The 20412-nt window shown below is 65.7% G+C and carries 18 protein-coding genes and 8 tRNA genes; 22 read left to right on the plus strand and 4 right to left on the minus strand.

Features of this window, described 5'->3' with window-relative positions; genetic code table 11:
• Positions 1-33 precede the first annotated feature (33 nt).
• The 10 genes from OP498_RS07970 (at position 34) to OP498_RS08015 (ending at position 8658) form a co-directional block, all read left to right on the plus strand.
• Positions 34-756, plus strand: coding sequence for an alpha/beta family hydrolase (locus OP498_RS07970; protein WP_280553182.1), 723 nt, complete (start codon positions 34-36; stop codon positions 754-756).
• Between the two features lie 135 nt (positions 757-891).
• Positions 892-967, plus strand: a tRNA-Val gene (locus tag OP498_RS07975).
• Between the two features lie 42 nt (positions 968-1009).
• Positions 1010-1086, plus strand: a tRNA-Asp gene (locus OP498_RS07980).
• Between the two features lie 28 nt (positions 1087-1114).
• Positions 1115-1191, plus strand: a tRNA-Asp gene (locus OP498_RS07985).
• Between the two features lie 39 nt (positions 1192-1230).
• Positions 1231-1307, plus strand: a tRNA-Val gene (locus OP498_RS07990).
• Positions 1308-1310: 3 nt separating this feature from the next.
• Positions 1311-1387, plus strand: a tRNA-Asp gene (locus OP498_RS07995).
• Between the two features lie 172 nt (positions 1388-1559).
• Positions 1560-3578, plus strand: coding sequence for an NADPH-dependent 2,4-dienoyl-CoA reductase (locus OP498_RS08000; RefSeq protein ID WP_280553183.1), 2019 nt, complete (start codon positions 1560-1562; stop codon positions 3576-3578).
• A 274-nt stretch (positions 3579-3852) separates the two neighbouring features.
• Entirely contained in the window at positions 3853-5775 is a 1923-nt protein-coding gene (locus OP498_RS08005; protein WP_280546089.1) for a PrkA family serine protein kinase, read from the plus strand.
• A gap of 15 nt (positions 5776-5790) precedes the next feature.
• The gene (locus OP498_RS08010) at positions 5791-7077 is read left to right on the plus strand and encodes a YeaH/YhbH family protein (protein ID WP_280546088.1); all 1287 of its coding nucleotides are present in this window, start codon (positions 5791-5793) and stop codon (positions 7075-7077) included.
• 30 nt (positions 7078-7107) lie between these two features.
• The gene (locus OP498_RS08015) at positions 7108-8658 is read left to right on the plus strand and encodes a SpoVR family protein (protein ID WP_280546087.1); all 1551 of its coding nucleotides are present in this window, start codon (positions 7108-7110) and stop codon (positions 8656-8658) included.
• A gap of 63 nt (positions 8659-8721) precedes the next feature.
• On the opposite strand, the gene OP498_RS08020 is transcribed toward OP498_RS08015, so the two are convergent.
• On the minus strand, positions 8722-9036 hold the full coding sequence (locus tag OP498_RS08020) for a high-potential iron-sulfur protein (protein WP_280553185.1): 315 nt from the start codon (positions 9034-9036) through the stop codon (positions 8722-8724).
• Between the two features lie 341 nt (positions 9037-9377).
• Here OP498_RS08020 and OP498_RS08025 point away from each other — a divergent pair, with 341 nt between their 5' ends.
• Both OP498_RS08025 and OP498_RS08030 read left to right on the plus strand, forming a co-directional pair.
• Positions 9378-9653, plus strand: coding sequence for an Lrp/AsnC ligand binding domain-containing protein (locus tag OP498_RS08025; RefSeq protein ID WP_280546084.1), 276 nt, complete (start codon positions 9378-9380; stop codon positions 9651-9653).
• Between the two features lie 52 nt (positions 9654-9705).
• On the plus strand, positions 9706-10572 hold the full coding sequence (locus OP498_RS08030; protein ID WP_280546083.1) for a DNA/RNA non-specific endonuclease: 867 nt from the start codon (positions 9706-9708) through the stop codon (positions 10570-10572).
• 87 nt (positions 10573-10659) lie between these two features.
• Here OP498_RS08030 and OP498_RS08035 read toward each other — a convergent pair.
• The 3 genes from OP498_RS08035 to OP498_RS08045 form a co-directional block, all read right to left on the minus strand.
• Positions 10660-10746, minus strand: a tRNA-Leu gene (locus OP498_RS08035).
• A gap of 41 nt (positions 10747-10787) precedes the next feature.
• Positions 10788-10874, minus strand: a tRNA-Leu gene (locus OP498_RS08040).
• Between the two features lie 78 nt (positions 10875-10952).
• Positions 10953-11039: transfer RNA gene (locus OP498_RS08045), tRNA-Leu, on the minus strand.
• A 236-nt stretch (positions 11040-11275) separates the two neighbouring features.
• Here OP498_RS08045 and rnr point away from each other — a divergent pair.
• The 10 genes from rnr (at position 11276) to hemH (ending at position 20409) form a co-directional block, all read left to right on the plus strand.
• Positions 11276-13654, plus strand: a complete 2379-nt coding sequence (gene rnr, locus OP498_RS08050) for a ribonuclease R (RefSeq protein WP_280546082.1) — start codon at positions 11276-11278, stop codon at positions 13652-13654.
• Positions 13654-14514, plus strand: coding sequence for a 23S rRNA (guanosine(2251)-2'-O)-methyltransferase RlmB (gene rlmB, locus OP498_RS08055; RefSeq protein ID WP_280546081.1), 861 nt, complete (start codon positions 13654-13656; stop codon positions 14512-14514). The genes rnr and rlmB overlap by 1 nt, the downstream gene beginning before the upstream one ends.
• A gap of 290 nt (positions 14515-14804) precedes the next feature.
• Positions 14805-15176, plus strand: coding sequence for a 30S ribosomal protein S6 (rpsF, locus tag OP498_RS08060; protein WP_280546080.1), 372 nt, complete (start codon positions 14805-14807; stop codon positions 15174-15176).
• Between the two features lie 33 nt (positions 15177-15209).
• On the plus strand, positions 15210-15437 hold the full coding sequence (gene rpsR / locus OP498_RS08065; RefSeq protein WP_280546079.1) for a 30S ribosomal protein S18: 228 nt from the start codon (positions 15210-15212) through the stop codon (positions 15435-15437).
• A 13-nt stretch (positions 15438-15450) separates the two neighbouring features.
• Positions 15451-16302, plus strand: coding sequence for a hypothetical protein (locus OP498_RS08070; RefSeq protein ID WP_280553211.1), 852 nt, complete (start codon positions 15451-15453; stop codon positions 16300-16302).
• A gap of 16 nt (positions 16303-16318) precedes the next feature.
• A complete protein-coding gene (gene rplI / locus OP498_RS08075; RefSeq protein WP_280546077.1) occupies positions 16319-16765 on the plus strand; it encodes a 50S ribosomal protein L9 in 447 nt (148 codons plus the stop codon).
• A 185-nt stretch (positions 16766-16950) separates the two neighbouring features.
• Entirely contained in the window at positions 16951-18339 is a 1389-nt protein-coding gene (dnaB, locus tag OP498_RS08080; protein ID WP_280546076.1) for a replicative DNA helicase, read from the plus strand.
• A gap of 70 nt (positions 18340-18409) precedes the next feature.
• Positions 18410-18703: a hypothetical protein gene (locus OP498_RS08085; protein ID WP_280546075.1), complete on the plus strand. Its 294-nt coding sequence runs from the start codon at positions 18410-18412 to the stop codon at positions 18701-18703.
• A gap of 134 nt (positions 18704-18837) precedes the next feature.
• Positions 18838-19140: a DUF6482 family protein gene (locus tag OP498_RS08090; RefSeq protein ID WP_133482903.1), complete on the plus strand. Its 303-nt coding sequence runs from the start codon at positions 18838-18840 to the stop codon at positions 19138-19140.
• Positions 19141-19320: 180 nt separating this feature from the next.
• A complete protein-coding gene (hemH, locus tag OP498_RS08095) occupies positions 19321-20409 on the plus strand; it encodes a ferrochelatase (protein WP_280546074.1) in 1089 nt (362 codons plus the stop codon).
• Positions 20410-20412: the final 3 nt, after the last annotated feature.

The raw sequence follows: 20412 nt of genomic DNA on the forward strand, positions 1-20412 counted from the left end.
ATGTATTGATTCATGAACGCGAAGAGGCTGAAATTGTCAGACTATTTTTGTCGGGATTTGCCGCCCATCGACCGCGAGACCCTGCATCGATTGCTGCGGGATGGTGAGTCCGGTGGCTGGAATATCCAGGGGCTCGGCCCCCTGGAAGTGCGTGGGGAGTGCCGGGTGGGCCGGCTGATGATGGCCCATGGCGCCGGTTCTGGGCAGGATTCAACCTTTCTGCAACGGTTGCGTGATGCACTGGCCGGGGTGGGGGTCCAGACATTGGCCATCGAGTTCGCCTACCTGCAACAGATGCGCCGCGAAGGTCGGCGGCGACCGCCACCGAGGGTCGATCGCCTGGTCGATGAGCTGGTCCACTGGTGCGACAGTGTGTCGCACCACGACCTTCCGCCACCCTGGCTGGGTGGCAAGTCGATGGGCGGACGTGTCGCCAGTCTGCTGGCGGCCCGTGATGGTGCCCCCGGCCTGGTGCTGTGCGGCTACCCCTTCCATCCGCCCGGCAAGCCCGAGCGCCTGCGGCTCGCTCACTGGCCACTGCTGGGCTGTCCGACCCTCGTGGTGCAGGGCAGTCGAGATCCCTTCGGGACCCGGGACGAGGTGGCGGGCTATGAGCTCCCCGCTACGGCACGGCTGCACTGGCTCGAGGACGGCGACCATGACTGGAAGCCGCGTCGCGCCTCGGGCAGGACCCAGACGGCACTGATCGACGAGGGGGCGGCGGCGATCGCCGCCTTCATGACCGCCCACGCCTGAAACTCCGTGTCGCGGACGGTGCGGGCAAGTCGATGAAAGGTCTGTGGTTCTTCGTTCACGGGTGTGCCCTGGCGGCGACGCGAAAAGCGTTGACATTGGTCGGAGCTCCTGTAGTATTCAGCGCCACGTGACCGGGGGTGGTTAGCTCAGCTGGGAGAGCACCAGCCTTACAAGCTGGGGGTCACAGGTTCGAACCCTGTACCACCCACCATCGCTTTGGCGATGCCCGATCATGTCGCAGGAAGATAGCAGCGGACCGGTAGTTCAGTTGGTTAGAATGCCGGCCTGTCACGCCGGAGGTCGCGGGTTCGAGTCCCGTCCGGTCCGCCATCGTCTTCCCTGTCGCAAGTCATCTTGCGGACCGGTAGTTCAGTTGGTTAGAATGCCGGCCTGTCACGCCGGAGGTCGCGGGTTCGAGTCCCGTCCGGTCCGCCATGATGGCATCACGACAGCAACAAGTTTGCAGTAACGCGTGGGTGATTAGCTCAGTTGGTTAGAGCACCAGCCTCACATGCTGGGGGTCACTGGTTCGAGTCCGGTATCACCCACCACGCGGACCGGTAGTTCAGTTGGTTAGAATGCCGGCCTGTCACGCCGGAGGTCGCGGGTTCGAGTCCCGTCCGGTCCGCCATCTGCATACGAATTCTTCAGCCCCGAGGCCTTTCAGGTCTCGGGGCTGTCTCGTTGGTTCCAGGCATTTATCCTTGCCCCGGCAGCGTGGGTCGATGATCCTTTGCGTCATCCGACTCGATTATCATACAGTTGTTTTAATCGACCGTCGTTCCGACCGTGAGGATCCTGCCGTGAGTGCTTATCCCCAGCTGTTCCGACCCCTGAGGGTCGGCCACCTGACACTGCCCAACCGGGTGCTGATGGGTTCGATGCACACCAACCTCGAGGAGGCGCCGGGCGGCTTCGCGCGGCTGGCGGCCTTCTATGCCGAGCGGGCCCGGGAGGGCGTCGGGCTGATCGTCACTGGCGGCATCGCGCCCCATCCCGAGGGTGCCGTCTTCCAGGGGGCGGCGACCCTCGAGCGACCCGAGCAGGTGGCGGATCACCGTGGCGTGGTCGAGGCCGTGCACGCCGCCGGCGGGCATATCTGCCTGCAGATCCTGCACGCCGGGCGCTACGCCTATACGCCGGAGCTGGTGGCACCCTCGGCGCTCCAGGCCCCCATCAACCCCTTCACGCCCCGGGCACTCGCCAGCGACGAGGTCGAGGCGCGCATCGAGGCCTACGTGCGCTGCGCGACACTGGCCCGGCAGGCCGGCTACGACGGCGTCGAGGTGATGGGGTCGGAGGGCTATCTGATCAACCAGTTCATCTGTCCGCGCACCAACCAGCGCGACGATGCCTGGGGAGGCAGCCTCGAGAATCGCCTCCGCTTCCCGGTGGAGATCGTGAAACGCATCCGCGAGGCGGTGGGCAGTGACTTCCTGTTGATCTTCCGGCTGTCGATGATCGACTTGGTGGAAGAGGGCAGCACCTTCGAGGAAGTCGTCGCCCTGGGGCGCGCCCTCGAGGCCGCCGGCGCCGACCTGATCAACACCGGCATCGGCTGGCACGAGGCGCGTGTTCCCACCATCGTCACCAGCGTGCCGCGGGCCGCCTTCACCGAGGTGACCCGGCGCATGAAGGCCGAGCTCTCGGTGCCGCTGATCACCACCAACCGCATCAATATGCCGGAGGTCGCGGAGCGGGTGCTCGCCGAGGGGCACGCCGACATGGTTTCCATGGCGCGCCCCTTCCTGGCCGACCCGGCCTGGGTGAGCAAGGCCGCCGCAGGACGCCACGAGGAGATCAATACCTGCATCGCCTGCAACCAGGCCTGCCTGGACCAGGTCTTCTTGGGGCGGGTGAGTTCCTGCCTGGTCAATCCGCGTGCCTGCCACGAGACGGAGCTGGTGGTCGCCCCGGCCGCTGCGACGAAGGCCATCGCCGTGGTGGGCGGCGGCCCCGCCGGGCTTGCCACCGCGGTCACCGCCGCCGAGCGCGGCCATGCCGTGACCCTGTTCGAGCGCGGCACCGAGCTGGGCGGCCAGTTCAACCATGCGCGGCGGATTCCCGGCAAGGAGGAGTTCGATGAGACCCTGCGCTACTACCGGGTAAGGCTCGACAGGCTGGGCGTCACGGTTCGGCTGGGTATCGAGGCGGATGTCCAGGCCCTGCGCGACTTCGATGCGGTAGTGCTGGCCACCGGCGTGCGGCCGCGCCGACTCGCGCTGCCGGGTATCGACCACCCGAAGGTCATCGGCTATCCGACGGCGATCACCCATCCCGAGCGGGTCGGCCGGCGCGTGGCGATCATCGGCGCCGGGGGCATCGGCTTCGACGTGGCGGAGCTCTTGACCCACCCCGGCGGCGCCGCGCCGTCGGTCGCGGCCTGGTGCGACGAGTGGGGGGTGGATCTCGGCGTGGCGCATCGTGGCGGTCTCAAGGCGGCAGAGCGGCCTGTGACGCCTCGGCAGGTCGTCCTGCTGCAGCGCAAGACTAGCAAGCCGGGCAAGGGGCTCGGCAAGACCACCGGCTGGGTACACCGGGCCTCGCTCAGGCATCGCGGGGTCGAGACGCTGGTCGGTTGCGAGTATCTCGGCATCGACGACGAGGGGCTGCATGTCCGTTTCGATGGCGAACCACGACCACGCTGTCTCGAGGTCGATACCATCGTCGTCTGTGCCGGCCAAGAGCCGGTGAGGGAGCTGCTCGCGCCACTCCAGGCGGCCGGCATGGCCGTGCATGTCATCGGCGGTGCCGACGCGGCGGCGGAGCTCGATGCCCGTCGCGCCATCGAGCAGGGCACCCGGCTGGCCGTACGGCTCTGACGCCCCTCGTGGCCGCGCTGTCGGCCGCCTGCTCCCGCCTGTCATCCGCTGTCCGCCGTCCTCCTCCGGCGGGCGGCGTCGTTTCAGCGTTCAATCTTTCGCGATGCCTCATGAACCGAGTGGCACTCGCCGGGCTCTCAGGGGTGAGGGATCGGGTGCGTTGATTGGTGGGGCAAACCGTTATCCGCTGATGCTGTCTACGCTGATGAGACCCCACCCTGGCTTGTCACCACCATGTCGAGTGGCTGGGGAACCGGGCATACAGGAGGCATCGATGAGCATCTTCGATCATGTGCAGAACCGCTTCGCTCGCGTCAAGCAGGAAGAGATGAGCCTGCAGGAGTATCTAGAACTCTGCCACCGGGAGCCCGTGGCCTATGCCACGGCGGCCGAGCGGATGCTGGAGGCCATCGGCGAGCCAGAGGTGATCGATACTGCGAAGGATTCGCGGCTGTCCCGCATCTTCTCCAACAAGGTGATCCGCCGCTATCCGGCTTTTGCCGAGTTCTACGGCATGGAGGAGGCCATCGAACAGATCGTCGCCTACTTCCGCCATGCCGCCCAGGGGCTCGAGGAGCGCAAGCAGATCCTCTATCTGCTGGGGCCGGTGGGGGGTGGCAAGTCATCCCTGGCCGAGCGGCTCAAGCTGCTGATGGAGAAGGTGCCCTTCTATGCCATCAAGGACTCGCCGGTCTACGAGTCGCCGCTGGGCCTGTTCTCCCCGGAGGAGGATGGCGAACTGCTGGAGAAGGAGTACGGCATCCCCCAGCGCTACCTCAAGAGCGTGATGTCGCCCTGGGCCGCCAAGCGCCTCAAGGAGTACGGGGGCGACATCTCCCAGTTCCGGGTGGTGCGCCTCTATCCTTCGCGGCTCAACCAGATTGCCATCTCCAAGACCGAACCCGGCGACGAGAACAACCAGGACATCTCTTCGCTGGTGGGCAAGGTGGACATCCGCCAGCTCGAGCTTTACTCCCAGGATGACCCGGACGCCTACAGCTTCTCCGGCGGGCTGTGCCGTGCCAACCAGGGGCTGATGGAGTTCGTCGAGATGTTCAAGGCGCCGATCAAGGTGCTGCATCCGCTGCTGACGGCGACCCAGGAGGGTAACTACAACCCCACCGAGGGCATGGGAGCGATCCCCTTCGACGGCGTGGTGCTGGCCCACTCTAACGAGAGCGAGTGGCAGACCTTCCGCAACAACCGCAACAACGAGGCCTTCCTCGACCGGGTCTACATGGTCAAGGTCCCCTACTGTCTGCGCGTTTCCGAAGAGATCAACATCTACAAGAAACTGCTCGAGCACTCCTCGCTGGCCGAGGCGCCCTGTGCGCCGGATACCCTGCGCATGCTGGCCCAGTTCTCGGTGCTCTCGCGGCTCAAGGAGCCGGAGAATTCGAGCATCTATTCCAAGATGCGGGTCTACGACGGCGAGAATCTCAAGGACACCGATCCCAAGGCCAAGTCGATCCAGGAGTACCGCGATGCGGCCGGGGTCGACGAGGGCATGGAGGGGCTATCGACGCGCTTCGCCTTCAAGATCCTCTCCAAGGTGTTCAACTTCGACAACCATGAGGTGGCGGCGAACCCGGTGCACCTGCTCTACGTGCTCGAGCAGCGCCTGGAACAGGAGCAGCTCCCCCGGGAGACCTTCGAGCGCTACCTGCGCTTCATCAAGGAGTTCCTGGCCCCGCGCTATGTCGACTTCATCGGCAAGGAGATCCAGACGGCCTATCTCGAGTCCTATTCCGAGTACGGCCAGAACATCTTCGACCGCTATGTCACCTACGCCGACTTCTGGATTCAGGACCAGGAGTACCGCGACCCCGAGACCGGCGAGTTCCTCGACCGCCAGGCCCTCAATGAGGAGCTGGAGAAGATCGAGAAGCCGGCGGGCATCTCCAATCCCAAGGATTTTCGCCACGAGGTGGTCAACTTCGTGCTGCGGGCGCGTGCCCAGAACAACGGCATGAACCCCAGTTGGCAGTCCTACGAGAAGCTGCGGGGGGTGATCGAGCACAAGATGTTTGCCAACACCGAGGAGCTGTTGCCGGTGATCTCCTTCAACGCCAAGGCTTCGACGGCGGATCAGAAAAAGCACGAGGACTTCGTGGCACGCATGGTCGACCGCGGCTACACCGAGAAGCAGGTTCGCCTGCTCTCCGAGTGGTACCTGCGGGTACGCAAGTCGCAGTAGGCCGAGGAGGTCGTCATGACCTATTTCATCGATCGTCGAGCCAATGCCAAGCACAAGAGCGCGGTCAATCGCCAGCGCTTTCTCGACCGCTATCGCACCCATATCAAGCGCTCGGTCGAGGAGGCGGTGAACCGTCGCTCGATCACCGACATGGAGCGCGGCGAGAAGGTCTCGATTCCCGCCCGGGACATCTCCGAGCCGGTCTTCCAGCACGGACCGGGGGGCAAGCGCGCCATCATCGCGCCGGGCAACAAGGAGTTCGTCGAGGGGGACCGGCTGCGCCGCCCCGTCGGCGGGGGTGGCGGCGACGGTGCCGGGGAGGGCGGTGCCTCCAACCAGGGCGAGGGCATGGACGAGTTCGCCTTCACCCTCAGCCGCGAGGAGTTCCTCGACTTCGTCTTCGAAGGCTTGGAGCTGCCCCACCTGGAGCGCAAGAACCTGGTGGACCTCGATGAAGTGCGCCCGGTGCGCGCGGGGGTCTCCCGTCACGGGGTGCCGGCGCGCATCAACATCGTGCGCTCCATGCGCGAGGCCCAGGCCCGGCGCATCGCCATGCGCGCGCCGATCCGCCGGGCCCTGCGCGAGGCCACGGAAGCACTGGCCGAAGAGGAGGGTAAGGATCCGGTGCTGCGCCACCCCGCCCGTATCGCCGAGCTCAAAGCGGAGATCGAGCGCCTCGAGAAGCGCCTGGAGGCGGTGCCCTTCATCGATACCTACGACCTGCGCTACAACAACCTGGTCGACCAACCTCAGCCCTCGAGCAAGGCGGTGATGTTCTGCGTGATGGACGTCTCGGGGTCCATGACCCAGGCCCACAAGGACATCGCCAAGCGCTTCTTCCTGCTGCTCTATCTCTTCCTCGAGCGCAATTATCAGAAGGTCGAGCTGGTCTTCGTCCGCCACCATACCGCGGCCAAGGAGGTCGACGAGGAGGAGTTCTTCTATTCCCGCGAGACCGGCGGCACCATCGTCTCCAGCGCCCTGACGCTGGTCGACCAGATTATCGAGGCGCGCTACCCGCCCGGGCAGTGGAACCTCTATGTGGCGCAGGCCTCGGACGGCGACAACTGGGACGACGACTCCATCACCTGTCGCGAGCTGCTTGTCGAACGCCTGATGCCGCGGCTGCAGTACTTCACCTACGTGGAAATCACCCCCCATGCCCACCAGGCGCTGTGGGAGGAGTACGAGCGGGTGGAGGCCGAGTATGCCGAGCGCTTCGCCATGCGCCAGATCGTCGAGGCCGGGGACATCTATCCGGTCTTTCGCGAGCTGTTCAAGCGCCGCATTGCCAGCACTTGACCACCAGAGCAGGCGGCCCGAGGAGGCAGCATGACCCGACGCAAGCCCATCGCGACCGGCTCCGACTGGAACTTCGAGATTCTCGATGCCTTCGAGGAGGAGATTGCACGCCTGGCGGACGAGTATCGCCTGGATACCTATCCCAACCAGATCGAGGTCATCACCACCGAGCAGATGATGGACGCCTATGCCAGCGTGGGCATGCCGGTGGGCTATCACCACTGGTCCTTCGGCAAGCAGTTCCTGGCCGTGGAGCAGGCCTATCGCCGTGGCCAGATGGGGCTCGCCTACGAGCTGGTGATCAACTCCGACCCCTGCATCGCCTACCTGATGGAGGAGAACACCCTGATGATGCAGGTGCTGGTCATGGCCCATGCCTGTTATGGCCACAACTCCTTCTTCAAGGGCAACTACCTGTTCCGCACCTGGACGGACGCCTCCTCCATCGTCGACTACCTGGTGTTCGCCCGGAAATACATTAGCGAGTGCGAGGAGCGCCACGGCGTGGCCGCGGTGGAACAGCTGCTGGATGCCTGCCACGCCCTGCAGAACTATGGCGTCGACCGCTACAAACGCCCCTCGCCGGTCTCCGCCGCCGAGGAGGCGCGGCGCCAGAAGGAGCGCGAGCTGCACCTCCAGGCCCAGGTCAACACCCTGTGGCGCACCATCCCGGGCCGCCCGCACGGCGATGCCCTGCCCGGCATGGCCGACGAGGAGGACCCGCTGGGCCTGCACGGGGGCGGTCGCTATCCCCCGGAGCCTCAGGAGAACCTGCTCTATTTCATCGAGAAGAACGCCCCGCTGCTGGCCCCCTGGCAGCGCGAGGTGGTGCGCATCGTGCGCAAGCTGGCCCAGTACTTCTATCCCCAACGCCAGACCCAGGTGATGAACGAGGGCTGGGCGACCTTCTGGCACTACACCCTGATGAACCGGCTCTTTGATGAAGGCCTGGTGGATGAAGGGTTGATGCTGGAGTTCCTGCAGTCGCATACCGCGGTGGTCAACCAGCCGGCCTTCGACAGTCCCTACTTCAGCGGCATCAACCCCTACGCGCTGGGCTTCGCTATGTTCGGCGACATCAGGCGCATCTGCCAGGACCCCACCGAGGAGGATCGCGAATGGTTCCCCGACACTGCCGGAAGCGATTGGCTGGAGGCGGTGCATTTTGCCATGAAGAACTTCAAGGACGAATCCTTCATCCAGCAGTTCCTGTCGCCCAAGGTGATCCGCGACCTCAAGCTGTTCATGGTGGTCGACGACGACCAGGAGGAGATGCTGGAGGTGGCGGCGATCCATGACGAGCGCGGCTATCGGCGCATTCGCGAGTCCCTCGCCACCCAGTACGCGCTGGCGGTGCGTGAACCCAATGTCCAGGTCTACTCGGCGGACATCCGCGGCGACCGCTCGCTGACCCTGCGCCACGTTCAGGACAGTCGGCGTCCGCTGGCGCGCAGCGTCTATCCGGTCATCCGCCACCTCCACCAGCTGTGGGGCTTCCCGGTGCGGCTGGAGTCGGTGCAGAACGAGGAGGTGGTGCGCCGCTACCACTGGCCGCTGCCCGAGGAGGAGCGCCGTGATTGAAGCGTTCTAACGACGCGACCCGCGCCATGGCGCGGGTCGTTCGTTGCTGCCTCGGGCCTCGGCTCAGGCCTTGGCGGTCCAGGACTGACACCAGCCTTGAGGGTTGACGCTGTTCTGCGGGAACAGTTGGCAGCCCTGGCTGTCGGCCTGGAAGAACATGCAGCCGCTGCACTGCTCGCCCTCCTCGTAGGCCGGATGGTCGCTGGCGTCGCTGGCGTTCTCGACGTAGTTAAGGGCCTGGGCCTGGTCGGCGCTCGGGTCGAGCCGCGGCAGGTCCTGGGCGAAGGCGCTCTTCGACAGGATGCCAGCGCCGAGGGGCAGGGCGGCCAGGCCCAGCAGGCTATTGCGCATGAAGTCACGACGGCTATGGTCGGCCATGGTCTCTCCTTCTCATCACGGTCTTGGGGTCACGGTGGGGCACTCGGGGTGCCCGTTTCTTCTGGGCGGGTGGTCGAGCCACCTCTTGATCCGACAGGCGCGTCTCTGCACAGTTCGTTCGCTCAATGATAGTAAACTGATGGGTGGATCGCGAACCGGCCGGGGCCTGTGCGGCAATCCGCCGCGCAGGCCCCCGCCAGGGAGGAGAACCCCCGGTGCTCGCGGGAGTCCCCTCGGTTCAGCGACCTCGGCGGCGCTGCTATACTCGCGCCAGCTGCGGTGGCCACCCGGTCGACCGCAGAACGAGACGCGCGCAAGCGCCCAGAGCAGGGAGAAGTCCGATGCAGAACGCGGTGATTCTGATCAATGCCGAGAAGGGCCAGGTGAAGGCCGTGGCCGAGCGGTTGGCCGATGTCGAGGGAATCAGCGAAGTCTATTCCACCTGTGGTCGCTATGACCTGGTGGCCATCGCGCGCACCCCTGACTTCGAGAGCCTCGCGGATCTGGTGACCGGACGCCTCAACGCCGTCGAGGGCATTCGCGACACCGAGACCCTCAATGCCATGCAGGTCCACTCCCGGCACGACCTGGAGACCATGTTCTCGCTGGGCTGGTGAGGGGACGTCGGGCCCCGCGCCCGCCAGATGATCGGACAGGGAAGGGTCAGGCATGGCAGCAAGACGAAGGCGCGTCGCCAACCGCTGGCGCCGTCAGGTGCGTCGTATCGGCATCACGGCGCTGTTCGTGGCGGTGGCCACCGGGCTCTGGCACTTCCAGGAGCGCGAGCTGCGCGACGGGCTCAGCTGGCAGGGTGTCACCACCTGGCAAGAGCTTACTCCGCTGAGCTTCCATCGCGTGCTGCGCAACGACGGTTTCCTGGTGGGCTGGTCCGACGTGCGGGTCAATCCGCTGTGGGTCAGCTACCTGCTGCGTGAGATCGACGACCCGGGTATCGGGCCGCGCCCGGGCTTCCGGCGCGACTGGCGGGCCCTGTGGCCGATCTCGCCGGACAGCTACTTCGGGAGCGGCTATGACCGGGGGCATCTCGCCCCCAACTATGCCATCGCCGCGGTCCATGGCCGGGCGGCGCAGCGCGACACCTTCCTGATGAGCAACATGTCACCCCAGCGGCCGGAGCTCAACCGGCGCCTCTGGCAGCGCCTGGAAGAAGTGGTGATGGATCGCTTCGTGCCACGCTTCGGTACCCTTCAGGTGATCACCGGCCCGGTCTTCCCGGTGCCGTTTCGCGACAACGCGCTCAACCGGGTCGGCCTGGTCGAGGTGCCCGAGGCCTTCTACAAGATCCTGGTGGTGCCGGGGGATGAGCCCCGGGCGCTGGCCTTCATCATGCCGCAGCGGGTCTCCGGCGACGAGCCGCTGGACGACTTCCTGGTCAGCATCGATGAGGTGGAGGCGCGTACCGGCCTGGACTTCTTCCCGCAGCTGCCCGAGGCTGCCGCCGTGGCACTGGAGGCCGAGGTGGAGGCCGCGGGCTGGGGGCTCGAGGCCGTGGCCAGGCTGCCCGGCCGCTTCTGAATGGCGGGCACAAAAAAACCGCGAACATGGCGTCGCGGTTTCCTGTGGGGCTGCAATGTCGACTCGTCTGCATGACGCGAGAAGAAGTGGTGCCCAGGAGAGGACTTGAACCTCCACATCCGTAAGGATACTAGCACCTGAAGCTAGCGCGTCTACCAATTCCGCCACCTGGGCGCATCATGTTGTCGTCGTGTTCGCGAGCATCGCGTGTGCGATGGTGCCCAGGAGAGGACTTGAACCTCCACGTCCATAAGGACACTAGCACCTGAAGCTAGCGCGTCTACCAATTCCGCCACCTGGGCGAACACGAGCGATCCGAGCTGACAAAGAGCGTGGGAGTAAACTCCCTGGTCTCCGGTCGAAAGTCGATGGGAGGCCGATGGTGCCCAGAAGAGGACTTGAACCTCCACGTCCGTTAGGACACTAGCACCTGAAGCTAGCGCGTCTACCAATTCCGCCATCTGGGCAGGCGAGGCGCATGTTACCGGATTCGTTCGCTGTTGCAAGCGGATCTGGCGTTTTCATGCGGGATTTTTTGTCGCCTGTCACGCGTCGCCGGCGCCGCCATGGTTGGGTGATGGGGGCACCGGCGCTATACTGCGCCCATGACAATCGACCCGAAATGCCAAATGCCACGCGCCGGACGTCGTCCCCGCGCTCTTTCGATCACGCTGCTCCCGATGCCGCCAAGGATGCCCACCGCATGACCCACTGGACGCTCAGCGACGATCCGCACGCCAAACGCGAAGCCCACAAGTATGACAAGCCCGCTCCCAGCCGTGAGTACCTCCTCGCCTACCTGGAGGAGGCCGGCAAGCCGCTCACCCATGAGGCGATGAGCCAGCAGCTGGGCCTCGAGGACGAGGAGCTCCAGGAGGCGGTGCGCCGGCGCCTGGCGGCGATGGAGCGCGATGGCCAGGTGCTGCGCAACCGCCGCGCCGCCTATGCGCTGATCGACAAGCTCGACCTGATCAAGGGCAAGGTACTGGGGCACCGCGACGGCTTCGGCTTCCTGCTCCGCGACGACGGCAAGAAGCCCGACCTGGTGATGCCGCCGCGGCAGATGCGCCGCGTCTTCCACGGCGACCATGTGCTGGTTCGGGTCAGCGGGCGCGACCGCCGGGGCCGTGACGAGGCCACCATCGTCGAGATGCTCGCGCGCAACACCCAGACCATCGTCGGCGTCTACCGCGCCAACACGCCGGAATTCGGGGTGTTGATCCCCGAGAATTCCCGCGTCACTCAGGAGGTCATCATCCCCCACAGCGCCTCTGGCGGAGCCCAGGACGGCCAGGTGATCTCGGCGAGGATCACTCAGCAGCCCGAGACCCGGGTGCAGCCGGTGGGCGAGGTGGTCGAGGTGCTCGGCGAGCGCATGGATCCCGGGATGGAGATCGACATCGCCATCCGCAGCTACGAGATCCCCGCCGAGTTCCCGCCGGATGTCCACGACCAGATCGCCGGCATGTCGGCCGAGGTGGCCGAACAGGACAAGCATCAGCGCATCGACCTGCGCGACGTGCCGCTGGTGACCATCGACGACGAGAGCGCCAAGGACTTCGACGACGCCGTCTGTGCCTGGAAGACCAAGTCGGGCAGCTGGAAGCTGCTGGTAGCCATCGCCGACGTCTCCCACTACGTGCGTCCCGGCAGTGCTCTGGACCAAGAGGCGATCACCCGTGGCAACTCGGTGTACTTCCCGGGCCAGGTGGTGCCGATGCTGCCGGAGCTACTCTCCAACGGGCTCTGCTCGCTGAACCCGGCCGTCGACCGCCTGGCGCTGGTCTGCGAGATGAACATCTCCCAGAGCGGGGCGATCAGCCGCTACCGGTTCTACGAGGCGGTGTTCCAGTCTCATGCACGTCTCACCTACAACAAGGTGGCCGCCATCCTCGACGACGAGGGGCAAGAGGGCGAGGCCCTGCGCGAGGAATACCGCGAGCTGGTGCCGTCGCTGAAGAACCTGCACTCGCTTTATACGCTGCTGCGCGAGGCCCGGGTGGAACGGGGCGCCATCGACTTCGAGACCACCGAGACGGCCATCGTCTTCAACGACGAGCGCAAGATCGAGAAGATCGTCCCACGCTCGCGCAACGACGCCCACAAGATCATCGAGGAGTGCATGCTGGCGGCCAACGTGGCCACCGCGCGCTTCCTCGACAAGCATGATCTGCCGGCCCTCTATCGCATCCACGAGAAGCCCTCGCCGGAACGTCTCGACAAGCTGCGCCTGTTCCTCAATGAGCTGGGCCTGTCGCTCGGCGGAGGCGACGACCCGAGCCCCCAGGACTACCGGGACCTGGCCGAGGTGGTCAAGGGGCGTGACGATGCCGACGTCATCCAGACGGTGATGCTGCGCTCCATGAGCCGGGCGGTCTATTCGCCGCAGAATGACGGCCACTTCGGCCTGGCCTATCCGGCCTATGCGCACTTCACCTCGCCGATCCGGCGCTACCCGGACCTGCTGGTCCACCGCGCGATCCGCTCGGTGATCCGTGGCCCGCGCCAGACCAACACCGTGCTGCGCGCCGACGGGGCCGGCGTGGAGCCACCCAGCAAGTGGGCCCCCTACACCTTCGAGCAGATGCTCGAGCTCGGTGAGCACTGCTCGATGACCGAGCGGCGTGCCGACGACGCCACCCGCGACGTGGAGGACTGGCTCAAGTGCGAGTTCATGTCCGACAAGCTCGGCGAGGTCTATGACGGCAGCATCGCCTCGGTGACCCAGTTCGGCATCTTCGTACGCCTCGACGAGGTGTTCGTGGAGGGCCTGGTGCATGTCACCTCGCTGCCCTCCGACTACTACCACTACGAGCCCGAGAAGCATCGCCTCAAGGGCGAGCGCAGCGGCATGAGCTACCGCCTGGGCGACGGCGTCACCGTGCAGGTGGCTCGCGTCGATCTGGACGACCGCAAGATCGACTTCGCACTGGCCGACGACAAGCCGCGCCCCAAGCGCCAACCGCGTAAGGGCCGCGGTGGCAACAAGCCGACCGAGGCAGGCGCCGGCAAGCCCGGTGACAAGTCGGGCAAGAGCGGCCGGCGCCGTCGCGGTCCGCGTCGCTCGAGGAAGCACGGCTGATGGCGGCAGGTCGCAAGCCTCGGCACGTCAATAAGCCGGGGCAAGCAAGCAAGCCCCAGAAACACCCCGGCAGCAAGGCGCCTCGCGCGCCAGCTCCCCCGGGGGGGCTCGAGGCAGTGTACGGCGTGCATGCGGTGCGGGCGCTGCTCGACCGCGGTGAGGTGCCCCGCGAGGTCTGGGTGCAGGAGGGCAGTGCCGGTACTCGCCTGGCCGAGCTGGTCGAGGTGGCTCGCCAGGGGGGCGCGCGTCTCCAGTCCCGTCCCCGGGACGAGCTCGAGCGCTTGGCCCAGGGGGCCTCCCACCAGGGCATCATCGCCTTCGCCACACCACTTGCCTTCGAGGGTGAGACCTCCCTGTGGCTGCGGCTGGAAGGCTGGCCCCATGAGGCGCCGCCGCTGCTGCTCGTGCTCGACGGCGTCACGGACGTGCACAACTTCGGCGCGTGTTTGCGTAGCGCCGATGCCGCGGGTGTGCACGGGGTGATCGTGCCCAAGGACAAGGCAGCACCGCTCAATGCCATGGTGCGCAAGGTGGCCTGCGGCGCCGCCGAGAGCATGCCGGTCTACCAGGTCACCAACCTGGCCCGGGCCATGGCCAGGCTCAAGGCGCTCGGTGTCTGGATCACCGGTACCGCCGGCGAGGCCGAGGCGGGCCTCTTCGAGGCCGATTTCGCTGGGCCGACAGCGCTGGTGATGGGAGCCGAAGGCAAGGGAATGCGGCGCCTCACCCGCGAGGCCTGCGATACCCTGGTCAAGCTGCCCATGGCCGGCAGCGTTTCCAGCCTCAACGTCTCGGTGGCCACCGGCATTTGCCTGTTCGAGGCGGTGCGCCAGCGACGCCAGGCTTCGCCTGGAGCTTGAAGCCATAAGCCTTAAGCTGTACGAGTGCCGCTTCTCGGCTGGAAGAGCCAGGCCTCGCCCAGAGCTTGAAGTCTTAAGCTGGAAGCTTGAAGAAAAGCTCTTGGTGTCAGGGTTGGTAGTACCTTCCAGCTTGCGTAGCCCGCCCCCATTCTTTAGAATGCTTGCGCCCGCTCGTCCTGCGAGCGGGCCTTTCTGTCTTCTGACAACCCGTCTTTTGACAATCACTCCTTGCTTCCCCTGAGCGATTCGAGATCGCCATTGAGGAAGCTGCCAAACCGCAAGGAGATTTCATGCGTCACTACGAGATCGTCTTCATGGTCCACCCGGACCAGAGCGAGCAGGTCCCGGCCATGGTCGAGCGCTATACCGGCCTCGTCACCGAGAACGGCGGCACCGTGCATCGCCTCGAGGATTGGGGCCGTCGCCATCTGGCCTACCCGATCAACAAGATCCACAAGGCTCACTACGTGCTGATGAACGTCGAGTGCAGCGGCGAGACCCTCGACGAGATCGAGAACATCTTCCGCTTCAATGACGCCATCATCCGCAGCCTGGTGGTTCGCGCCAAGGAAGTCATCACCGAGGCCTCACCGATGATGAAGCCGGTGGAAGAGAAGCGTGTGCGTCGCGACGAGAAGCCGCGTAGTACCGAATCCGCCTGAGCCACCCCATCGCACCGCTGAAGGAGTCTTCCCATGGCACGCTTTTTCCGTCGCCGTAAGTTCTGCCGTTTCACCGCTGAAGGCGTGAAGCAGATCGACTACAAGGATCTGGACACGCTCAAGGCCTACATCACCGAGACCGGCAAGATCGTTCCCAGCCGCATCACCGGGACCAAGGCCCGTTACCAGCGCCAGCTGTCCACCGCGATCAAGCGGGCACGCTACCTGGCGCTGCTGCCCTACTCCGACAGCCACCAGTAATGCACCGCGCGTGATGTTGCCCGTTGCCCGCTGGATGATGCGCGGTACGCCCCACGCCGCTGGCGGGGCGGCCGTGGCCACCGCGATTCCCTGGCTGTTCTGGTTGGGGGCCGCCGTGGTGGCCCTGGTCACGCTGCGACATGGCCTGGCCGCTTCGCTGCCGGTGATCATCGCCGCGGCCCTGCCGGCCGGCTGGTGGTGGACCCAGGGGGACGTCATCCCGCTGGCCAGCGTCCTGTTGGTCGTGCTGATGGCGGTGGTGCTGCGCTCACGGCTGCGCTGGAGCGAGGCGCTCCTCGCCGGCACTCTGGCCGGGGCGGCGATGATCCAGCTGGACATCTTCCTGCCGCCGGGCGGGGCCGGCCCCGTGCTGGAGCAGCTGCGCCAGGGGTCGCCGGACATCGCGGCGATGCTCACTGAGCTCTCCCGTCAGGGCATGGACACCGAGCAGCTGGCCGGCCTGTTGATCAGTGGTGTGACCGCGCTGATCGTGCTGCTCGCCGCCGTCGCCTGCCTGGCCCTGGCGCGCGGCTGGCAGGCCGGGCTCTACAACCCCGGCGGGTTCCGCGCGGAGTTTCACGGCCTGCGCCTGGCCCCCCGAGAGCTCGCCGTGCTGGTGGTGCTCGGAGTGCTGGGGGCGGTGCTGGAGCTCCCGGCCCTGGGCATGCTGGCCTGGGTGCCACTGCTGGTGGCCGGCATCGCGCTGGTACATGGTTTTATCGGATTGAAGGGAATGAACGGGCTGTGGCTGGTCGCCTTCTATGTGCTGCTGATCACCACCTGGCCCATGATTCTCATCGTGCTGTTCGTGGCCTTCATCGACACGTTCGCGGACTTCCGCGGACGCCTGGCCCGCAGCCACTGACAAGAGGTTTACGAGAATGGACGTCATTCTGCTCGACAAGATTGGCAAGCTGGGCGGTCTGGGTGACCAGGTCACCGTCAAGCCCGGTTATGGTCGCAACTACCTGGTGCCCTACGGCCTGGCCGTGCCGGCTACCAAGGAGAACATCGGGGCCTTCCAGGCCCAGCGTGCCGAGCTCGAGGCCCAGGCCGCCGAGCGCAAGGCCGTGGCCGAGGCGCGTGCCGAACAGCTCAACGACATCGAACTGTCGCTGGTCTCCAAGGCCGGTGACGAGGGCAAGCTGTTCGGGTCGATCGGTCCGCGTGACTTGGCCGAGGCCATCTCCAGCGCCGGGATCGAGGTCGCCAAGAGCGAAGTGCGCATGCCGCAGGGCCCGATCCGTGCGACCGGCGAGTATGACATCGACCTGCACCTGCATGCCGAAGTCGCTGCTACCGTCCGGGTGGTGGTGGTGGCCGAATAAGGCCAGCGCGACGGCACGCCCCAGGTGGGCGTGCCTCGAAAAGGGGGCGAGGAGTGAATCCTCGCCCCCTTTTCTTGTCATGCGTCGTGTCACGAATAGGCGCCGTCGTCCTGCCTGGGCATGGGGTCGGGGCATGCCATCGCGTAGAATGAGTTAGCCCCTTTCTCCCTGAAGGTCCGCGCACCATGAACGAACCCCTCACCCTCGACCGGGAAACCGCCGCTCTCAAGGTGCCGCCGCATTCGCTGGAGGCCGAACAGTCCGTGCTCGGTGGCCTGATGCTCGACAACCAGGCATGGGACAACGTGGCCGACCGCCTGGTGGCGGATGACTTCTATCGCTATGAGCACCGCCTGATCTTCAACGTCATGGCCGGCCTGGCCGAGACGAGCCGGCCGCTGGACGTGGTGACCCTCTCCGAGGCGCTGGAGAGGCGAGACCAGCTCGATACCGTGGGTGGCCTGGCCTACCTGGCGGAGCTGGCCAGGAGCACGCCCTCGGCGAGCAATATCCGCGCCTATGCCGACATCGTCCGCGAGCGCGCCACCCTGCGCAAGCTGATCCGTGCGGCCAGCCAGATCGCCGACGGCGCCTTCAGTCCCCAAGGGCGCCCCGCCGACGAGCTGGTCGACGAGGCCGAGCGGCTGGTGTTCCAGATCAGCGAGGAGCGCCCCAAGTCGGGGGGGCCGATCGGCATGAGCGAGCTGCTGACCAAGGCGGTGGATCGCATCGACGAGCTGTTCAACCTGCAGGGCGAGATGACCGGGCTCTCCACCGGCTTCCGCGACTTGGACGAGATGACCTCGGGGCTGCAGCCCTCGGACCTGGTGATCGTTGCCGGCCGGCCCTCCATGGGCAAGACCACTTTCGCCATGAACCTGGTCGAGCATGCGGTGATCGCCAGCGACAAGCCGGTGATGGTGTTCTCCATGGAGATGCCCGCGGACTCGCTGATGCTGCGCATGCTCTCCTCGCTGGGGCGCATCGACCAGACCCGGGTGCGCACCGGCCAGCTGGAAGACGAGGACTGGCCGCGCCTGACCTCGGCGGTCAACCTGCTCAAGGACAAGCAGCTGTTCATCGACGACACCGCCGCGCTGTCCCCCAACGAGATGCGCTCGCGGATCCGCCGGGTGGTGCGCGAGCAGGGCAACCTCGCGCTGATCATGATCGACTACCTGCAGCTGATGCAGATCCCCGGCTACTCCGAGAACCGCACCGGCGAGATCTCCGAGATTTCCCGCTCACTCAAGGGGCTGGCCAAGGAGTTCGGCTGCCCGGTGGTGGCGCTCTCGCAGCTCAACCGCTCGCTGGAGCAGCGCCCCAACAAGCGCCCGGTGATGTCGGACCTGCGCGAGTCCGGCGCCATCGAGCAGGATGCCGATATCATCGGCTTCGTCTATCGCGACGAGGTCTACAATCAGGATAACCCCGACAACCAGGGGCTGGCCGAGGTGATCATCGGCAAGCAACGTAACGGCCCCATCGGCACCGTGCACATGGCGTTCATCGGCAAGTACACCCGCTTCGAGGACCTGGCCCCGGACAGCTACCGCGAGGCCTTCGGCGAGTGAGGGCGCCCTTGAGTCCCGTGACCGGCCCCGTATAATGCCCAGCCCTCGAATCACACAGGAAGGAGGCAGCATGGCAGGCGGATTCCGACGCGGCAATCGTGCGCGTACCCCGAAGCTCGAGGGGCGCGGCGAGCTCCAGTCGATGGAGCGTGAAGGCCCCTTCAAGGAGTGGCTGGGGATGCCCGACCTTTACCGCTACCACCTGGTGGTGGAGGGGGAGGCCTACAGCTATCAGACCGAGGACGCCGAGCTGCCGGTGCGGGTCGGCGACCGGGTGGTGTTCCGCTACAAGGAGACCAAGGCCGGCAACTGGGTGGATCGCAACTCCCTGGGCAAGGCGATCGACCCCTCCGAATATCAGTAAGTCCGGAACCTGACGAGGTGGTCAGGGTCACAGCAGGATAATGTCGACGACACGATACCGTCATCGGGTGCAGTCAGGCTGTGCCCGATCTTGTATCTCGACATCATCGATCCGGACATCAGGAGGAAGGACCCATGGAATTCCAGCAGCTGAAAGCCTTCGTGGCGCGCCACGACAACTTCGAGATCCGCGTGATCGGCCATGCCGGCAGCCGGTTCTACCAGGTCGAACTGGAGGACGTGGAGGGGCAGCGCCACATGCTGACCCGTGCCGGCAAGCCGATCCTCTTCCGTTCTCTGGATGACGTCTATCTGGAACTCAAGCGCGCCGGCATCCACCGCGCCTACCTGGTCCAGCAGGTGCCCCACGATGAGGTCATCGGACGTGAGACCCACTATCAGGACCCGCTGACGTCGCGCATGCCGCTGGTCTTCTGATTGGATTCCTTGCCTGTGGTCGTATCATCTTCTCCTCACCGTCACGACAAGCCGGAATCGACAAGAGCTGGCCAAAAGCCGTACAGATAACATCCATAGTATAACTTTATTCGGTGCCCGGCGATTGACTGATAGACTGGGGCAATCCCAACAAGACACCGAGTGCGAGCTATGCAAGGCATGACATCAGCCAACACCGGCCAGGCCCCGAACGACCTTGATGCCCACGGTAGCGGCCGGCTGGCCCATGCACCGCCCGACCACCCGCCGGTGCCCCGCCCGAAGGTCGGCGTGGTGCTGGCCAACCTGGGCACCCCGGACGCCACCGATTACTGGTCGATGCGCCGCTACCTGAGTGAGTTCCTCTCCGACAAACGCGTGGTGGATTATCCGGACTGGAAGTGGCAGCCGCTGCTGCAACTGATCATCCTCTCCCGCCGCCCCTTAAAGTCCGGTGAGGCCTACCGCGGCATCTGGAACACCGAGAAGGACGAGAGCCCGCTGCTGACCATCACCCGCGAGCAGACCCGCAAGGTCGCGGCAGGGCTCCATGCGCAGTACGGCGAGAATGTGATGGTCGACTTCTGCATGCGCTACGGCAATCCCTCCACCGACAGTGTGCTGAAGCGCATGCAGGCCGCGGGCTGCGAGCGAATCCTGTTCTTCCCGCTCTATCCGCAATACGCCTCGCCGACCACCGCCACGGCCAACGACCAGGCCTTCCGCACCCTGATGAGGCTCAAGTGGCAGCCAGCGATTCGCACCGTGCCCGCCTACTTCGAGCACCCCGCCTATCTGGATGCCCTGGAGAGTTCGGTGCGTGAGGCCTTTGACGCCGCCGAGACGCCGCCCGAGGTGCTGGTGGCCTCCTACCATGGGGTGCCCAAGCGCTACCTGCTGGAGGGCGACCCCTACCACTGCCAGTGCCAGAAGACCACGCGCCTGCTGCGCGAGCGGCTGGGCTGGGAGGAGGAGGCGGTCCAGACCGCCTTCCAGTCCAAGTTTGGCCCCGAGGAGTGGGTGGGGCCGGCGACCGTGGAGCACGTCGCCGCGCTGGCCCGCCAGGGCAACAAGCACATCGCGGTGGTGTCGCCGGCCTTCTCCTCGGATTGCGTGGAGACCCTCGAGGAGATCGAGGAGGAGATCCGTGAGAGCTTCCTCGCCGCCGGCGGCGAGACCTTCACCTACATCCCCTGCCTGAATGACCGCGATGACCACATCGCCGCGTTGTGCTCGATCATCGACAACGAGCTGGGTGGCTGGGTCTAGCCG

It is taken from the genome of Halomonas sp. 25-S5, from assembly GCF_029889845.1.
Taxonomy (GTDB): domain Bacteria; phylum Pseudomonadota; class Gammaproteobacteria; order Pseudomonadales; family Halomonadaceae; genus Halomonas.

Excerpts from the sequence above, each read along its gene's own strand:
- OP498_RS08030 (WP_280546083.1), top strand. The coding sequence starts at position 9,706 with ATGGCAGCAAGACGAAGGCGCGTCGCCAACCGCTGGCGCCGTCAGGTG.
- rpsR (WP_280546079.1), top strand. The coding sequence starts at position 15,210 with ATGGCACGCTTTTTCCGTCGCCGTAAGTTCTGCCGTTTCACCGCTGAA.
- hemH (WP_280546074.1), top strand. The coding sequence starts at position 19,321 with ATGACATCAGCCAACACCGGCCAGGCCCCGAACGACCTTGATGCCCAC.
- OP498_RS08025 (WP_280546084.1), top strand. The coding sequence starts at position 9,378 with ATGCAGAACGCGGTGATTCTGATCAATGCCGAGAAGGGCCAGGTGAAG.
- OP498_RS08070 (WP_280553211.1), top strand. The coding sequence starts at position 15,451 with ATGTTGCCCGTTGCCCGCTGGATGATGCGCGGTACGCCCCACGCCGCT.
- OP498_RS08090 (WP_133482903.1), top strand. The coding sequence starts at position 18,838 with ATGGAATTCCAGCAGCTGAAAGCCTTCGTGGCGCGCCACGACAACTTC.
- rnr (WP_280546082.1), top strand. The coding sequence starts at position 11,276 with ATGACCCACTGGACGCTCAGCGACGATCCGCACGCCAAACGCGAAGCC.
- OP498_RS08020 (WP_280553185.1), bottom strand. The coding sequence starts at position 9,036 with ATGGCCGACCATAGCCGTCGTGACTTCATGCGCAATAGCCTGCTGGGC.
- OP498_RS08015 (WP_280546087.1), top strand. The coding sequence starts at position 7,108 with ATGACCCGACGCAAGCCCATCGCGACCGGCTCCGACTGGAACTTCGAG.
- OP498_RS08010 (WP_280546088.1), top strand. The coding sequence starts at position 5,791 with ATGACCTATTTCATCGATCGTCGAGCCAATGCCAAGCACAAGAGCGCG.
- OP498_RS08085 (WP_280546075.1), top strand. The coding sequence starts at position 18,410 with ATGGCAGGCGGATTCCGACGCGGCAATCGTGCGCGTACCCCGAAGCTC.
- rplI (WP_280546077.1), top strand. The coding sequence starts at position 16,319 with ATGGACGTCATTCTGCTCGACAAGATTGGCAAGCTGGGCGGTCTGGGT.
- rpsF (WP_280546080.1), top strand. The coding sequence starts at position 14,805 with ATGCGTCACTACGAGATCGTCTTCATGGTCCACCCGGACCAGAGCGAG.
- OP498_RS08005 (WP_280546089.1), top strand. The coding sequence starts at position 3,853 with ATGAGCATCTTCGATCATGTGCAGAACCGCTTCGCTCGCGTCAAGCAG.
- dnaB (WP_280546076.1), top strand. The coding sequence starts at position 16,951 with ATGAACGAACCCCTCACCCTCGACCGGGAAACCGCCGCTCTCAAGGTG.
- rlmB (WP_280546081.1), top strand. The coding sequence starts at position 13,654 with ATGGCGGCAGGTCGCAAGCCTCGGCACGTCAATAAGCCGGGGCAAGCA.